General features: G+C 39.1%; 17 protein-coding genes and 1 riboswitch. Of the genes, 7 read left to right on the forward strand and 10 right to left on the reverse strand.

The window, feature by feature from the left end; translation table 11 throughout:
* Position 1 precedes the first annotated feature (1 nt).
* The 7 genes from HT699_RS02295 to HT699_RS02325 all read right to left on the reverse strand — a co-directional run bounded on the left by HT699_RS02295 (position 2) and on the right by HT699_RS02325 (position 3,150).
* A complete protein-coding gene (locus tag HT699_RS02295; RefSeq protein ID WP_172926338.1) occupies positions 2-862 on the reverse strand; it encodes a conserved phage C-terminal domain-containing protein in 861 nt (286 codons plus the stop codon).
* Positions 849-1,121, reverse strand: a complete 273-nt coding sequence (locus HT699_RS02300) for a hypothetical protein (protein ID WP_061419259.1) — start codon at positions 1,119-1,121, stop codon at positions 849-851. Before HT699_RS02300 ends, HT699_RS02295 begins: the two co-directional genes overlap by 14 nt.
* Before the next feature lies 1 nt (position 1,122).
* Entirely contained in the window at positions 1,123-1,332 is a 210-nt protein-coding gene (locus HT699_RS02305) for a hypothetical protein (RefSeq protein WP_172926340.1), read from the reverse strand.
* Entirely contained in the window at positions 1,325-1,534 is a 210-nt protein-coding gene (locus HT699_RS02310) for a hypothetical protein (RefSeq protein ID WP_049509650.1), read from the reverse strand. Before HT699_RS02310 ends, HT699_RS02305 begins: the two co-directional genes overlap by 8 nt.
* A 315-nt stretch (positions 1,535-1,849) precedes the next feature.
* Positions 1,850-2,110 (reverse strand): hypothetical protein, encoded by a 261-nt coding sequence (locus HT699_RS02315; RefSeq protein WP_050218641.1) that lies wholly within the window; start codon positions 2,108-2,110, stop codon positions 1,850-1,852.
* An 11-nt stretch (positions 2,111-2,121) separates the two neighbouring features.
* Positions 2,122-2,727: a Rha family transcriptional regulator gene (locus HT699_RS02320; protein WP_172926341.1), complete on the reverse strand. Its 606-nt coding sequence runs from the start codon at positions 2,725-2,727 to the stop codon at positions 2,122-2,124.
* Between the two features lie 225 nt (positions 2,728-2,952).
* Positions 2,953-3,150 carry a helix-turn-helix transcriptional regulator gene (locus tag HT699_RS02325; protein WP_064276818.1) on the reverse strand — a complete coding sequence of 66 codons (198 nt, stop codon included), beginning with the start codon at positions 3,148-3,150 and terminating at the stop codon, positions 2,953-2,955.
* 203 nt (positions 3,151-3,353) lie between these two features.
* On the opposite strand from HT699_RS02325, the gene HT699_RS02330 reads away from it, so the two are divergent.
* The 7 genes from HT699_RS02330 to serS all read left to right on the forward strand — a co-directional run bounded on the left by HT699_RS02330 (position 3,354) and on the right by serS (position 9,924).
* Positions 3,354-3,917 (forward strand): helix-turn-helix transcriptional regulator, encoded by a 564-nt coding sequence (locus HT699_RS02330; RefSeq protein ID WP_172926342.1) that lies wholly within the window; start codon positions 3,354-3,356, stop codon positions 3,915-3,917.
* Positions 3,918-3,949: 32 nt separating this feature from the next.
* Positions 3,950-4,129 (forward strand): DUF4177 domain-containing protein, encoded by a 180-nt coding sequence (locus tag HT699_RS02335; protein ID WP_172926343.1) that lies wholly within the window; start codon positions 3,950-3,952, stop codon positions 4,127-4,129.
* Between the two features lie 345 nt (positions 4,130-4,474).
* Complete coding sequence (locus HT699_RS02340; RefSeq protein ID WP_172934079.1) at positions 4,475-5,266, forward strand: Abi family protein; 792 nt, start codon at positions 4,475-4,477, stop codon at positions 5,264-5,266.
* A gap of 164 nt (positions 5,267-5,430) precedes the next feature.
* Positions 5,431-6,594, forward strand: coding sequence for a site-specific integrase (locus tag HT699_RS02345; protein WP_172926345.1), 1,164 nt, complete (start codon positions 5,431-5,433; stop codon positions 6,592-6,594).
* A gap of 103 nt (positions 6,595-6,697) precedes the next feature.
* Positions 6,698-8,062: an aspartate kinase gene (locus HT699_RS02350; RefSeq protein WP_172934078.1), complete on the forward strand. Its 1,365-nt coding sequence runs from the start codon at positions 6,698-6,700 to the stop codon at positions 8,060-8,062.
* Positions 8,063-8,064: 2 nt separating this feature from the next.
* On the forward strand, positions 8,065-8,436 hold the full coding sequence (locus HT699_RS02355) for a DUF956 family protein (RefSeq protein ID WP_000079356.1): 372 nt from the start codon (positions 8,065-8,067) through the stop codon (positions 8,434-8,436).
* A 213-nt stretch (positions 8,437-8,649) separates the two neighbouring features.
* On the forward strand, positions 8,650-9,924 hold the full coding sequence (gene serS, locus HT699_RS02360) for a serine--tRNA ligase (RefSeq protein ID WP_100104178.1): 1,275 nt from the start codon (positions 8,650-8,652) through the stop codon (positions 9,922-9,924).
* 24 nt (positions 9,925-9,948) lie between these two features.
* On the opposite strand, the gene HT699_RS02365 is transcribed toward serS, so the two are convergent.
* From HT699_RS02365 to HT699_RS02375, 3 genes are all read right to left on the reverse strand, one after another.
* Positions 9,949-10,848 (reverse strand): TDT family transporter, encoded by a 900-nt coding sequence (locus HT699_RS02365; RefSeq protein WP_166731659.1) that lies wholly within the window; start codon positions 10,846-10,848, stop codon positions 9,949-9,951.
* 110 nt (positions 10,849-10,958) lie between these two features.
* A complete protein-coding gene (locus HT699_RS02370; RefSeq protein WP_050223066.1) occupies positions 10,959-11,507 on the reverse strand; it encodes a carboxymuconolactone decarboxylase family protein in 549 nt (182 codons plus the stop codon).
* A 308-nt stretch (positions 11,508-11,815) separates the two neighbouring features.
* A complete protein-coding gene (locus HT699_RS02375; RefSeq protein WP_054388007.1) occupies positions 11,816-13,138 on the reverse strand; it encodes a sodium:alanine symporter family protein in 1,323 nt (440 codons plus the stop codon).
* Positions 13,139-13,228: 90 nt separating this feature from the next.
* Positions 13,229-13,317, reverse strand: a riboswitch (glycine riboswitch).
* Positions 13,318-13,477 lie beyond the last annotated feature (160 nt).

Genomic DNA, 13,477 nt, shown 5'->3' on the forward strand with positions numbered 1-13,477 from the left:
CCTAAAATGGTAGATCTGGGAAGTTATCTTCTGACTTCCCTTTTATGGTTTTAGGCTTTTGATTCAAATAACCGTCAAACTTAGATCCGAAAAGTGTTTCAGGTCTCAGATATTTAGAAAATTCAGGACTATCCTTCCATTCTGCCGTTTTAATATCTATTACCTGTTTAAAATCTTCAAGTGTATAGCCTTCTTTGAATCGTGCTAATAAAAGCCTTTTTGTCTTATCAACAAACTTATACCTCTTATTAGCTACTTGATTCAGATAAACAATAGGAATCCAAAGTTCTTTATATTTTGTTTTCTCTAAATCTTTTATAGCTGTTTCTTCAAGCCAAGTAGGAAAATTGTAGTCGGGATTTCCCGACAATATATTATCTAAATATAAATTATTACTCTTACTATTAACTCTATTCTCTTTCTCTATCTCTGTTGGACGTGAGTTGGAAATAGTCTTTTTATTTTGGACATTATCCAATTTTGGTAAATCTTGACTGTTTTTTCTTTGTTCTCGCTTGTATTTTGCCCAGTTTGTTTCACTCTCAACCATGGCTTTTGCTTGTGATAATGTAGCATGTCCATCATCGTCTATCTGAATCAGTCCGCATTTTGTAAAATATGCAACTGTCATATTTATATCATCCTCGGACACATCCAATTTTAAAGCTAGCTCCTGTATCAAATTATCAAAATACCCCTCATAGTACAAAATACAATCATCTTCTAAACTTTCCAACATAAGACGGATATAAATCACTGTCATAGTGTAGCCACCAGGCATATTTTTAAGTCGTTTAATAAAAAGATTATCAAAAAACTTCTTATCAACTTTTAACCAAAAATATATTTTAGTCTTTGCCATCATCTACCCCCAAAAACTTTAAAACATCTGAGATTTTATAATACGCTTTTCTAGTATCTTCAATAGGCGGTATATACTGCGGTAGTCCTGCACCTTCCCATTTCGTCAAGGTTTTATCTCCTATGCCCAGTTCTTCCTTTAATTCCACCTTGCTGATTAAATCTAATCTTTTTTGAGGTACTTTCTCATGACTTTTTAAATACCGTTCCACTGCTTCCAAAATCTTAGACTTTAAATCTTCAATCATTTTTTCAAACATCTTAGTACCCCCATGGCTTAACCCCTGCAAGCTGAATATAACGCCCATAATCGGGGGTTAAACTCTCGTTAGGTGTTTCTATCGTCTGTTGGTTTTCTCGCTCTATTTTGGCGCTTTTTTCGCGGTCTAGGTGGTTTAGATAGATTAGTAAACCAATAGCTACCACAATAAAGATAACCGCCTGTATGTTGGTTAAATCTAACTCATTCATGTTTTATCCCCTTTCTATAGTCATTAGCCTGTTGAGTATGTTCTGAAATGAGTTGGTTCATAGCTTGGATTACTGTATTTAGTAAAGCTGATGATTGTTTACTGTCTTCCATACTAGCCATTTCTAAGACTAGTAGAGTATCAGTTAACTGACAACAAAGCCCCTCATAATCTACTAGAACATCATTTGTATTTACTGTCATATTATTTCCTTTTCTTTTGCCTTTTCTTATACAGGTTTCCACCCACTCCAAACGCTGGGCGATTGCCCCAAGTTGGCGAACGCTTGTAGCGGTGTTTCGTGAGTAATTACCCATCTTTCAGCTAAACAAGGCCTTAGAATCACCCTGTCAGCGCTTGATTTCAAAACCTTTTCTAATTGCTTGCCTGCTCTTCGGTTTTTCGTTTGTATTTGATAAAATAGCTGTTTTCTGCTATAATCGGAGCATAGAAAAAATTTCTATATCCTTAATCTTGTCGCTTGCTCTCCTCGGTCAAAATTTGAGCAAGTGATTTTTTTATTTTCTTTTTGCATGATTACTACCTGACTTTGGTTTATAAAGCAAGTCTTTACTTTCGATAAGATCCAGAATCCAGCTGAATCCCTGCTCCACCGTTTCAAGAAATGCGCCCAGGTCTTCACTTTCTAAGTCCTCATAGTTCATACAAAGATATTCGGCTAGTTGTCTGTCTTTCTCAACTAGCTTTTTAAAATCCTTGGGATACTTGGGAATTTCTAAACCCTTGGCATTTGTAACTGTCTTAAATTCATTTTCCATTTTCTATATTCCTATGCTTTAAAAATTAATTCCTTAATTTCTGAATATCCCCTATTCAAGTTAATCATAGCTATTGCCATATCTTCCAAACGTTGGTAGTTTGTCAGTTCTGCACTTGTCAAACCATCAATGCCGTTCTTACTTTCTCGCTCCTTCATGAGTTGCGCTTTATTCTTCCCTGTCACTCCCTTTAGTAGTAAGTTTGTAAGGGTACTATAGGCATGCTTAGGTGCTTTCTCCCATGTTTGAATAGCTTCAGTTAAACTTTTACGCTTTGGCTTTTCCAGTTCTCTTTGAAGATAGCGTTTAGAAAGTTCATCACGCATTTCAAAAAAGGCTTTGACTAGGTTCATTTTGAATTGCCGTACAGGTTCGGTATTCTTTAGATAAGTGATCAGCAAGGTAGCCTGTTGCTCGTTCAAGCGATAGATTTTCATCGGTCTCCCTCGTCCGTCTAATTTACGCATTTCAAATGCGATAATTCCATAGTTTTCAAAATCAGCTTTATGCTTTCTCAAAAGTTCTTGTATTGTGTGATGAGTAACTTCAGCACATTCAGCGATGATTTCGCTCGTAGTATACGGCTCTTTCTTGCCGTCCATGTAAACCAGTTCCATTGGTTCACTCCTTTCTTCTTTTGTCAGTGCTTGCCACCTAAAACAGTACCAAGGTAAAGCATTAAAGTAGGGTAAAATCGGAGAATATGAACCCCTACAAACCCTTGATACTGCTATAGGTAGCAAGCAAATATTTAGCTAGATCCGTTTATCAATCTCCAATGGTAAAGCACCACATGAGAAATCTGTAAATGTAGAGTAGTATTGCGATTAGTTCGCTCCTTTCTAATCTTTCGTATCTAAAAATTCATCCAGCGTAACACCCAAGTAACTAGATACTTTTTTCAATGTATCAAGACTTGGATTCTTTGCACGTTCATAGTACAAAGCCGTCAAAGTGCTTTTTGAAATTCCTGTAGCTTCTGCAACATCAGCAGTTTTCTTACGTTGCTTTGCTAATAACAATCTCATGTTATTTTTCATTTTTTACCTCACTTTTTAGAAATTTCACCACATTAGATTGAAAAACATTTTTTATGGTGTACTTTTTGTTCAACCTATTGTTAACAAAAACATTATATTGCACTTTTTATTCAATGTCAATACTTTTTTTATAAAATGTTGAAATTATTTTGCAACATTGCAAATAAACGTGGTAAAATACTCTTGAAAGGTATTTGTTTGATATGGATAATAAGTTAAAAAAATTGAGGTTAAATAAAGAATTTAACGGTAAAGTAGGAATGACCCAGCAAGAAATAGCTGATGAAATAGGAGTTACAAAAAGAACTTACATTTATTGGGAAAAAGGTGAACGTCAAATTAAACCAGAAAAAGCCCAGCAACTTGCTGACTTCTTTGGGGTAAGTGTCGCAACTCTTTTAGGCCATGATAAAATATCTCCCGAAGAAATGACTACTAAATTACAAGATTTTTTTAAAAATCTTGATATGAATGAATTAAATAACATTAAACCTAATTATGATTTACTAAAAAAGGTTCAATCAGCATATGAGAACATTGAAAAACATATAAATAATCCTAAAAAATACGAGAATTTCGGCAAAGGCTTAGTGAATTTTAATCAAAGCTACATGCTGACTATAGAAAAGTTAATAATAAATGATGCTGAAATTGGTACAAATTTTGCAGATATTTTAATCAACTATATTTCTTTAAATGATTATGATAAAAAAATAGCTTTTGATTTAGTAAAAAAACTATCTGAAAGAAACGACGAAAAGGAGTAAATGGACTACACTACGTTGTCCTTCAGGTAACTTTGAAAGAAAAATTTTTCGGTACTGGATCAGGAAACTTGACAGAATTAGAAAACGTCATTAACACCCAAGTAGCAAAAGGCTACCGCCTGCATACCATCACAACCGCCAATGGTGGAAGCAAAGGACTAGGCGGTGGTGACCGTATTCAAGCCACAATGGTATTTGAAAAAATTCTATAAAGCTCCCCCATATTCGCCAATAGCACCCCTATTTCCAAGGTCTATTGTGCAAAAACAGGGGAAATTGAAGAATAGAAAGCCGATTTTACCCAACAAAACGAAGTAAAGAAAAATCAATTATTTTGAACAAAAGTGTTGACTAACATTTAAAATTATCATACAATGAAGGTACTTAAGAGAATAGCGCCCGATAATTCTCAGTGAAACGGGATAGCGAAAAAAGCGCCTTCTATGTATTTAGGAGGTGCCTTTTTTTGTCCAAACCATTCAAGACTATACAAGAACAAATAGAGTTATTACATAAACGGGGGCTTGTAATATTTTACTGATCCACACAACAATTATATACAAGGTGCTAATTTCTCGGAAATTACTTATACATATTTCTATGATAAGGAAATCAAATACACCTTCCTAAAAGCTATCTTAGAAGCTGAGAAACACATAAAATCTATATTAGCTTATGTTTTTTCCGAGACTTACCCTACTACTCCTTATTTTTACTTAGATTACCAAAACTACGACTACAAGAAAAACAAGAGGACTGTCCCTTTTGTGATTCGTCAAATCGTAAAAATCATTGATAAACATAAATCAAGCCGAAAAAGCAATAGCATACAACACTATTTCAATAAACATAGCGACGTCCCTTTCTGGGTAATCGTGGATTACTTGACTTTTGGAGATATACTCGCAATTTTAAAGAGTTTGCCACTTTCCCTACAAGATAGAATTGCAAAGAAGTCTTACAGTTTTATTAGTGAACACTGCACTATTAAGAAAACTTTTACTAGGGATATGCTGATTTCCTTTGTTGAAAACCTAGCAGAAACTAGAAATGTTTGCGCTCACGATAACCGCTTATATGGTTTCAAGTGTAGAAATAGCTTGAAATACTATCCTGATTTACACGACAAGCACAATATAAAGAATACAGACGCAAAAAGTAGTCCTTACCATACCATGATTGCGTTACAATGTTTCCTAAGCGCTAATGAGTATGCTAAACTACATAATACGCTCCTATCACGATTTAAAGACTTCTCTAAACATTTACATACACTCTCTATTGATTTCTTTTTAAACGAACTAGGCTTCCCTCCTAATTGGCAACAATCAAATAAACTCGTTCATTAAACAAGCCCATATAAGCCCCATATCCGCCTTGTTTTCTATTCTGGTACAACTTGCCGTCTGACTACTTAAAATCGAAAATAGGGGCATTCTCGTAGCTCCTCGCATGGTATAAACTCAAAACCTTTTCTAATTGCTTGCCTGCTGATGAAAAAGGAGTTAAAACCATGAAAATTACACAACACACAAAAAAAGACGGATCTACAGTTTATCGCTCCAGCGTCTATCTTGGCATCGATACCGTAACGGGTAAGAAAGTCAAGACGACTATATCAGGGCGAACCAAGAGAGAACTCAAAGCCAAAGCACTACAGGCTCAAATAGACTTTGAAAAAGGAGGGTCTACAGTATACAAGGCTGCCACTCTATTGACCTATGGAGAACTGGTTGAAAGCTGGTGGGACAGTTACCGTCACACCGTAAAGCCTAACACAATGGTAGTCTATAAAGGTATGCTGAAAAATTATCTTTTGCCAGCCTTTGGATCTTACAAGCTGGACAAACTCACACCCCCAATTATTCAGAAAGTTGTCAACGATTGGGCGCAAGCATATAACAGCGGTTACGGCTACAAAAATTATAGCTTACTACATTCAACCAATAAACGTATTTTACAGTATGGTGTAGTCCTTCAAGCCCTGCCCTCAAATCCTGCAAGGGATACCATCGTACCACGCAAAGCCAAAAATACACCAACAAAAATCAAGTATCTAAACGATACGGATTTAAAAAAATTCCTCGATTACCTGGACGGTTTGGACAATACCTATAAAAATTTTTACGATACCGTGCTATATAAAACTCTACTCGCCACTGGTTTACGGATTGGGGAATGTCTAGCCCTCAAATGGTCAGATATTGACTTACAAGACGGGACTATCTCAGTAACAAAGACTCTAAACCTTTTAGGAACGCTAAACAGCCCCAAAAGTAAAAGCGCCATCCGAACGCTTGACCTTGACAAAAAAACTCTACTCATGCTTAGACTTTACAAAGCAAGACAAGCAGAAAACGGGCGGACTATTGGTATCAGCTACCAAAAAGTATTCCCTAATAGTTTTGACGAATACAAAAAAACTAACCGCCTGCAATACCGCTTAAAAGAGCACTTGAAAAAAGCTGACTGCCCAAGCCTAGGTTTTCACGCATTCCGCCATACCCACGCTAGTATCTTGTTAAACGCTGGACTAGGTTATAAAGATATTCAAACTAGGTTAGGTCATTCAAAAATCTCCATGACCATGGATATATACAGCCACCTATCTGAAACGAACCAAAAAAAGACCGCTGCAGTGTTTGAAATGGCTCTTGAAAAGTTAAAAAGTTCCTAAAAAGTTCTTAAAACAAAATATAGAGTATTAAAAAAAGCTGTCATATTGGCATATATTCATTTTTCTGCTATAATCGTATAAAATACTTACTTTAGGAGTTCTTATGAAAGTTGTTAAATTTGGAGGTAGCTCTCTTGCCTCTGCTAGTCAATTAGAAAAAGTTTTAAACATCGTCAAAAGCGATCCAGAGCGTCGTTTTGTAGTTGTTTCTGCACCAGGAAAACGCAATGCTGAAGATACTAAGGTTACGGATGCCTTGATTAAATACTACCGCGATTATGTTGCTGGTAACGATATTAGCAAGAGCCAAAACTGGATTATCGACCGCTATGCTGCTATGGTTAGTGAACTAGGTCTTAAACCAGCTGTGCTAGAAAAAATTTCAAAAAGTATTCGTGCCTTGGCCACTCTTCCTATTGATGAAAATGAATTTCTCTACGATACTTTCCTAGCAGCCGGTGAAAATAACAATGCCAAATTGATTGCTGCCTACTTTAACCAAAATGGTATCGATGCACGCTATATGCACCCTAGAGAAGCTGGGATTGTGGTCACAAGTGAACCTGGTCACGCTCGCATCATTCCATCAAGTTATGACAAGATTGAAGAATTGACAAATGCAAATGAAGTTCTTGTCATTCCTGGTTTCTTTGGAGTTACCAAGGAAAATCAAATCTGTACTTTCTCACGTGGAGGTTCTGATATTACAGGTTCTATCATTGCTGCAGGTGTAAAAGCCGACCTCTATGAAAACTTTACGGACGTTGATGGTATCTTTGCAGCCCACCCTGGTATTATCCACCAACCACACTCGATCCCTGAGTTGACCTACCGTGAAATGCGTGAGTTGGCCTATGCAGGATTCTCAGTTCTTCATGACGAAGCTCTTCTTCCTGCCTACCGTGGAAAAATCCCTCTGGTTATCAAGAATACCAATAACCCTGACCACCCAGGTACTCGTATCGTTCTAAAACACAGTAGTGATGAATTTCCAGTTGTGGGAATTGCTGGTGACTCAGGCTTTGTCAGCATCAACATGTCGAAATACCTTATGAACCGTGAGGTTGGATTTGGACGCAAGGTTCTGCAAATCCTTGAAGATCTTAACATCGGTTGGGAACATATGCCAACCGGTATCGACGATCTTTCAATCATCCTCCGTTCTCGCGAACTAACTCCTATCAAGGAAGAAGAAATCCTGCGTCAGTTGGTTCAAAAGGCTAAAGTAGATCATGCAGAAATCGAACACGACCTTTCTATCATTATGATTGTTGGTGAAAAAATGAAGAGCCATATCGGAGTGACTGCTACTGCGACACGCGCTCTATCTGAAAACAAAATCAACATCCAGATGATGTCTCAAGGTTCTAGTGAAGTTTCTATTATGTTTGTTGTCAATAAAGACCAAGAGAAAGCAGCAATCAAAGCCCTCTACAATGCCTTTTTTGGAGAAAGTAAGGAAGACTAAGCATGGCTCAATCACTTAACAAAACAGTACTCCTCAGTACGACAGGCACTTCCTACCTCTCTATCGCTGGGAAAGTTGGGAAATTCCTTGTCGGAGATCAGGCTTTGGAATTTTACCCCGATGTCAATGTTGAACAATTTATCCAGATTCCTTGGAGCCATATCAACCAAATTGGAGCCAATGTCACTGGGCGGAAAATCAGTCGCCACTTCGAAGTCTTTACAGACAAAGGAAAATTCCTCTTTGCTTCAAAAGACTCAGGTGCCATTCTCAAAATTGCTCGTGAAAAACTGGGTAATGACAAGGTCATCAAACTTCCGACCCTGATTCAGACAATTGGTCAAAAATTTAAAAATCTATTTGCAAAAAAGTAGAAACTTTAGTATAATTATAGCAACGGATAAGTAGGTTATCTTCTTCTTTCAGAAAGTCTGCGGATGCTGCGAGCAGATAGGAGGGATAGGTGAAATTCTACCGTTAATAACAATTACATACACAATCAAGTGCACACCTGTGAAGTTGGATGGAACCGTGGCCCTGCCACTCCAACGCTTTGTCAGGTGTGCTTTTTTCATAAAGGAGTTCTTATGTTAGATATCAAACGTATTCGTACAGACTTTGATGCTGTCGCAGAAAAATTGGCTACACGTGGTGTAGATGCTGCTGTCTTAAACGAGATGAAAGAAATCGATGCTAAACGTCGTGACATCTTGGTCAAGGTTGAAACTCTCAAGGCTGAACGCAACACAGTTTCTGCTGAGATTGCCCAAGCCAAACGCAACAAGGAAAATGCAGATGACAAGATTGCTGCCATGCAAACTCTATCTGCTGAGGTTAAAGCCTTGGATGCTGAATTGGCAGAAATCGATGCTAAATTGACAGAATTTACTACTACTCTTCCAAACATCCCTGCTGACAGCGTTCCTATTGGGGCTGACGAAGATGACAATGTGGAAGTTCGTCGTTGGGGCACTCCACGCGAGTTCGATTTCGAGCCAAAAGCTCACTGGGATCTTGGTGAAGACCTTGGTATCCTCGACTGGGAACGCGGTGGCAAGGTAACAGGCGCTCGCTTCCTCTTCTATAAAGGCCTCGGTGCTCGTTTGGAACGTGCTATCTACAACTTTATGTTGGACGAGCATGGCAAAGAAGGTTATACTGAAGTCATCACGCCTTACATGGTTAACCACGATTCTATGTTTGGGACTGGTCAATATCCAAAATTCAAGGAAGATACTTTTGAACTCAGCGACAGCAATTACGTCCTTATTCCTACAGCTGAAGTTCCTCTGACAAACTACTACCGTGATGAAATCCTTGACGGTAAAGACCTGCCAATCTATTTCACTGCTATGAGCCCATCATTCCGTTCTGAGGCTGGTTCAGCTGGTCGTGATACTCGTGGCTTGATTCGTTTGCACCAATTCCATAAGGTTGAAATGGTTAAATTTGCCAAACCAGAAGAATCTTACGAAGAATTGGAAAAAATGACAACCAACGCTGAAAACATTCTTCAAAAACTTAACCTTCCATACCGTGTCGTTGCGCTCTCTACTGGAGATATGGGCTTCTCATCTGCGAAGACTTACGACTTGGAAGTGTGGATTCCAGCCCAAAATACCTACCGTGAAATCTCAAGCTGTTCAAACACAGAAGATTTCCAAGCCCGTCGTGCCCAAATCCGTTACCGTGATGAAGCAGATGGCAAGGTGAAATTGCTCCATACCTTGAACGGTTCTGGACTTGCAGTTGGACGTACAGTGGCTGCTATTCTTGAAAACTACCAAAATGAAGATGGTTCCGTGACCATCCCAGAAGCACTTCGTCCATACATGGGTGGAGCTGAGGTCATCAAACCATAAAAAATAAGGTTTAGCTATTTCTAGCTAGACCTTTTTTCGTAACCAAATCAGATAAGCGCCTAATACAAAGAGCAAAATGATTAGGCAAATAACAGTTTCAGCCAGTACCAAATAATCCAAAAATGGAAGTTTCAAGATTCCCTGAGCCATCTTAAGCGAAGTAGCTGTGATAATAGTCGGGAAGGTGAGGGCTGAGAAGGCTGGTTGAAAACCTTGTTTTAAAATATTGGGTAGGCGAGTCAAAACAAAGAAAAAGAAGGATTGGGAAGCCAAAAGCATGAAAATCAAGACCCAAGTCGGTAGGCTAGCTCCTCCAACTCGAACCAGAGAAGCCAAAAGCAAAGAAAAGGGAGCACAGTAGATACCTTCTTGCCCAAGCAAGGCTAATGGGAGTGGATTTTTCTTTAAATCGCTATAAATAAGCGGATAGAGATAGAAGGTTAGAAGAAAACCAAAACTCAAGGTCGCATAGGCAATTTCGATGATACCTACAAGAGGATAGGTTAAAGCAGCCACTGCTATCCCCACATAAAGTACCGTCCAGCTAGGAGTCGCATGAATCCTCCGACCCGGATAAGCAAACTTGATGGTGAAACCAGCAATCAAGGCCAAATCCAAGAGAAATGAACACCACCAGAGTCCTTGCGCAACCAAAGGAAGATGAGGGAATACGCGAAAGACATAGGTCGATAAAATCATCCCAGCCATGGGAAAGGTGGCCATTCCTGATAAAAGAGGGGGCTTGGTCAACTCTTGCTTGGTTTCTTTCCAATTAAAAAGATGCAGAAGCAGAAAGTAAATCCACAAAATCAAACCTGTCAGACTCAATAGATGGGACAGAACCGGCAACGTATCTAAAACGAGATTTCCAGCTCCTGCCAAACCTAGCATACAACCTGAAAATACTAAGGGGAATTTTTTCATCCTAACCTCCAATAATCATGTTAGTTTCAGTATAGCATAAAAGCGCTTAAATGAGGGGATAAAAAACGAAGTCCGTTGATTTCAGACTTCATTTTTTACTCAGATATGAATTAAGCATAAGGTTGCAATTCTGGGTTAATTGGGGTATTGGCTAGGTTGTTGGCATAATTACAGAGGCTTGCTAGGCTGACACCAAGGACTACATCCAAGGCATTTTGTTGCGTGTAGCCAGCTTCTAAAAACTCAGCCAAGGCTTCATCTCCTACACGACCCTTGGTATTGATAACTGCCAAAGTAAACTTAGCTAGGGTATCCAATTTAGGATCTGTTTCAATTGGAGTACGATTGCGAAGAGCTTGAATCAAGTCATCATTCATCTGGATTTGTTTGATGGAAAAGGCTGTGTGACCTGCGACACAGAAGGCACAACCATTGGTCACGGCTGCCGTGATTTGCACCACTTCACGCTCAACGGGTGTCAGGCTGTTGCGACGGTTGATAGATGCGACAGTTCGGTAGGCTTCTAAAGCAGTCGGTGCATTGGCCAAGAGACCGATTAGGTTGGGAATATAGCCATTGTTGTCTTTTTCTACTGTTTCAAGAACTTCTTTCACTTCTGCCGGTGCTGATTCTACTGTATGGATTGTAAATGTTGTCATAAGATACCTCTTTTCTTGTTATTGACACTAATATTATTGGAAAATCTTATAAAATCCTGATTCCTAAGTTTATTTAAGACAAAGGTTTATTCTCTCATAAGATTTTCGTTGTATATTATACTCTTCGAAAATCAAATTCAAACCGCGTCAGCGTCGCCTTACCNNTGCGGCTAGCTTCCTAGTTTGCTCTTTGATTTTCATTGAGTATTAGTTTATCACACTTCCAATCATTTGCATAATATATATTATATATCAGCTTGATAAAAATCATTTATAGGCAAAAAAATCACACGCCATGTGTGATTTCATTATTTGTCAAAATACTTTTTAGTTTCAGCAATAACGACTGGCGACAAGACTAAGAGGGCAATCAAGTTTGGCAGAACCATCAAGGCGTTGACGATATCTGCGATAATCCAGACCATATCCAACTCGATAAATCCTCCCAACAAGACCATGAGCACAAAGACCACACGGTAGAGCCAGATAAAACGAACACCAAAGAGGAACTCGAAACAGCGTTCTCCGTAATAGTTCCAACCTAGAATCGTTGTGAAGGCAAAAAGTACAAGGAAGATGGTCAAGAGGGCAGGCCCAAAGTGTGAAAAGACTGTTGAGAAGGCTGACTGAGTCAAGGCAACCCCATTTAAGTCACCACTCCAAACACCAGTCACCAAGATGGTCAAACCAGTCAGAGTACAGATAATGAGAGTATCAATAAAGGTTCCTGTCATAGAAATCAAACCTTGCTCTACTGGTTCATTTGTCTTAGCCGCAGCCGCTGCAATGGGAGCAGAACCTAGACCAGATTCATTTGAGAACACACCACGCGCCACACCATTTTGAATAGCCATCCGAACGCTAGCACCAGCAAATCCACCTACCGCAGCAAGGGGACTAAAAGCCGATGTCAAGATTAAAGCGATTGTAGAAGGAATTTTCCCGATATTAAAGAAAATAACTGTAAGAGTTCCTAAGATATAAATGATAGCCATAAAAGGAACAACAGTAGTTGAAACCTTTGAAATGGACTTGAGTCCGCCAAAGACTGCAATCGCTACAAAAACAGACAAAACGAGAGCTGTGATGGCTGGTGAAATCATCGTTGTATTTTGGATAGATTCTGTAATCGAGTTGACTTGGGTGAAGGTTCCGATTCCCAAGAGAGCAACCAATACTCCTGCTACTGCAAACAAAACAGCAAGTGGTCGCCACTTTTCTCCCATCCCTAGAAGGATATAGTGCATGGGACCTCCCGCTACTGCACCATGGTCGTCCTTGGTGCGGTATTTGATGGCCAAGAGTCCTTCCGCATACTTGGTAGCCATTCCAAAGAAAGCCGCCATCCACATCCAAAATAGAGCTCCTGGTCCACCAACCTTGATAGCCGTCGCAACTCCTATGATATTTCCTGTTCCAACAGTTGATGCCAAGGCTGTACACAGAGCTGCAAAACTGGATACATCCCCATGTCCCTTATCCTGGATAAAAATAAGCTGAAAGGCCTTGGGCAGACGCAAAACTTGCAAGAGTCCTAGCCGAATAGTTAGGTAAAGCCCTGTTCCGACCAATAAAATCAAGAGGGGCGGTCCCCAAGCAAAAGCATCGATTGATTTAAGCAATTCTAACATTTCCTTCTCCTATCGTTTCAACCCCAAAAGAAAGAGCACATGCAAGATACATGTACTCTGGAATGCTTAGATAAATGCTAAAAAGCGGTCTATCCTAGCTCTGTCCTTTTACCTGAGAGTTTGAGCAGTTGCCTGCCTTGCCCCTTCGGTGCCTTTACGGTCTCTCCAGAGTTCCGTCCATTTACAGTCATGGAAAATCAAACGATTCCCCACTTCTATTAAACTTCATTCGGTGTTGGTATTTAATTGATTCTTATTTTACAAAAAATGTTGGCTTTTGTCAATGTGTTTATTAGTAAAAATTAGTTCAACAGTTTTTACGGTAACTTCTCAAAGTAA

It is taken from the genome of Streptococcus sp. 1055 (assembly GCF_013276815.1).
In the GTDB taxonomy this organism is placed as follows: Bacteria; Bacillota; Bacilli; order Lactobacillales; family Streptococcaceae; genus Streptococcus; species Streptococcus pseudopneumoniae.

Excerpts from the sequence above, each read along its gene's own strand:
- HT699_RS02295 (WP_172926338.1), bottom strand. The coding sequence starts at position 862 with ATGGCAAAGACTAAAATATATTTTTGGTTAAAAGTTGATAAGAAGTTT.
- HT699_RS02300 (WP_061419259.1), bottom strand. The coding sequence starts at position 1,121 with ATGTTTGAAAAAATGATTGAAGATTTAAAGTCTAAGATTTTGGAAGCA.
- HT699_RS02305 (WP_172926340.1), bottom strand. The coding sequence starts at position 1,332 with ATGAATGAGTTAGATTTAACCAACATACAGGCGGTTATCTTTATTGTG.
- HT699_RS02310 (WP_049509650.1), bottom strand. The coding sequence starts at position 1,534 with ATGACAGTAAATACAAATGATGTTCTAGTAGATTATGAGGGGCTTTGT.
- HT699_RS02315 (WP_050218641.1), bottom strand. The coding sequence starts at position 2,110 with ATGGAAAATGAATTTAAGACAGTTACAAATGCCAAGGGTTTAGAAATT.
- HT699_RS02320 (WP_172926341.1), bottom strand. The coding sequence starts at position 2,727 with ATGGAACTGGTTTACATGGACGGCAAGAAAGAGCCGTATACTACGAGC.
- HT699_RS02325 (WP_064276818.1), bottom strand. The coding sequence starts at position 3,150 with ATGAAAAATAACATGAGATTGTTATTAGCAAAGCAACGTAAGAAAACT.
- HT699_RS02330 (WP_172926342.1), top strand. The coding sequence starts at position 3,354 with ATGGATAATAAGTTAAAAAAATTGAGGTTAAATAAAGAATTTAACGGT.
- HT699_RS02345 (WP_172926345.1), top strand. The coding sequence starts at position 5,431 with ATGAAAATTACACAACACACAAAAAAAGACGGATCTACAGTTTATCGC.
- HT699_RS02350 (WP_172934078.1), top strand. The coding sequence starts at position 6,698 with ATGAAAGTTGTTAAATTTGGAGGTAGCTCTCTTGCCTCTGCTAGTCAA.
- HT699_RS02355 (WP_000079356.1), top strand. The coding sequence starts at position 8,065 with ATGGCTCAATCACTTAACAAAACAGTACTCCTCAGTACGACAGGCACT.
- serS (WP_100104178.1), top strand. The coding sequence starts at position 8,650 with ATGTTAGATATCAAACGTATTCGTACAGACTTTGATGCTGTCGCAGAA.
- HT699_RS02365 (WP_166731659.1), bottom strand. The coding sequence starts at position 10,848 with ATGAAAAAATTCCCCTTAGTATTTTCAGGTTGTATGCTAGGTTTGGCA.
- HT699_RS02370 (WP_050223066.1), bottom strand. The coding sequence starts at position 11,507 with ATGACAACATTTACAATCCATACAGTAGAATCAGCACCGGCAGAAGTG.
- HT699_RS02375 (WP_054388007.1), bottom strand. The coding sequence starts at position 13,138 with ATGTTAGAATTGCTTAAATCAATCGATGCTTTTGCTTGGGGACCGCCC.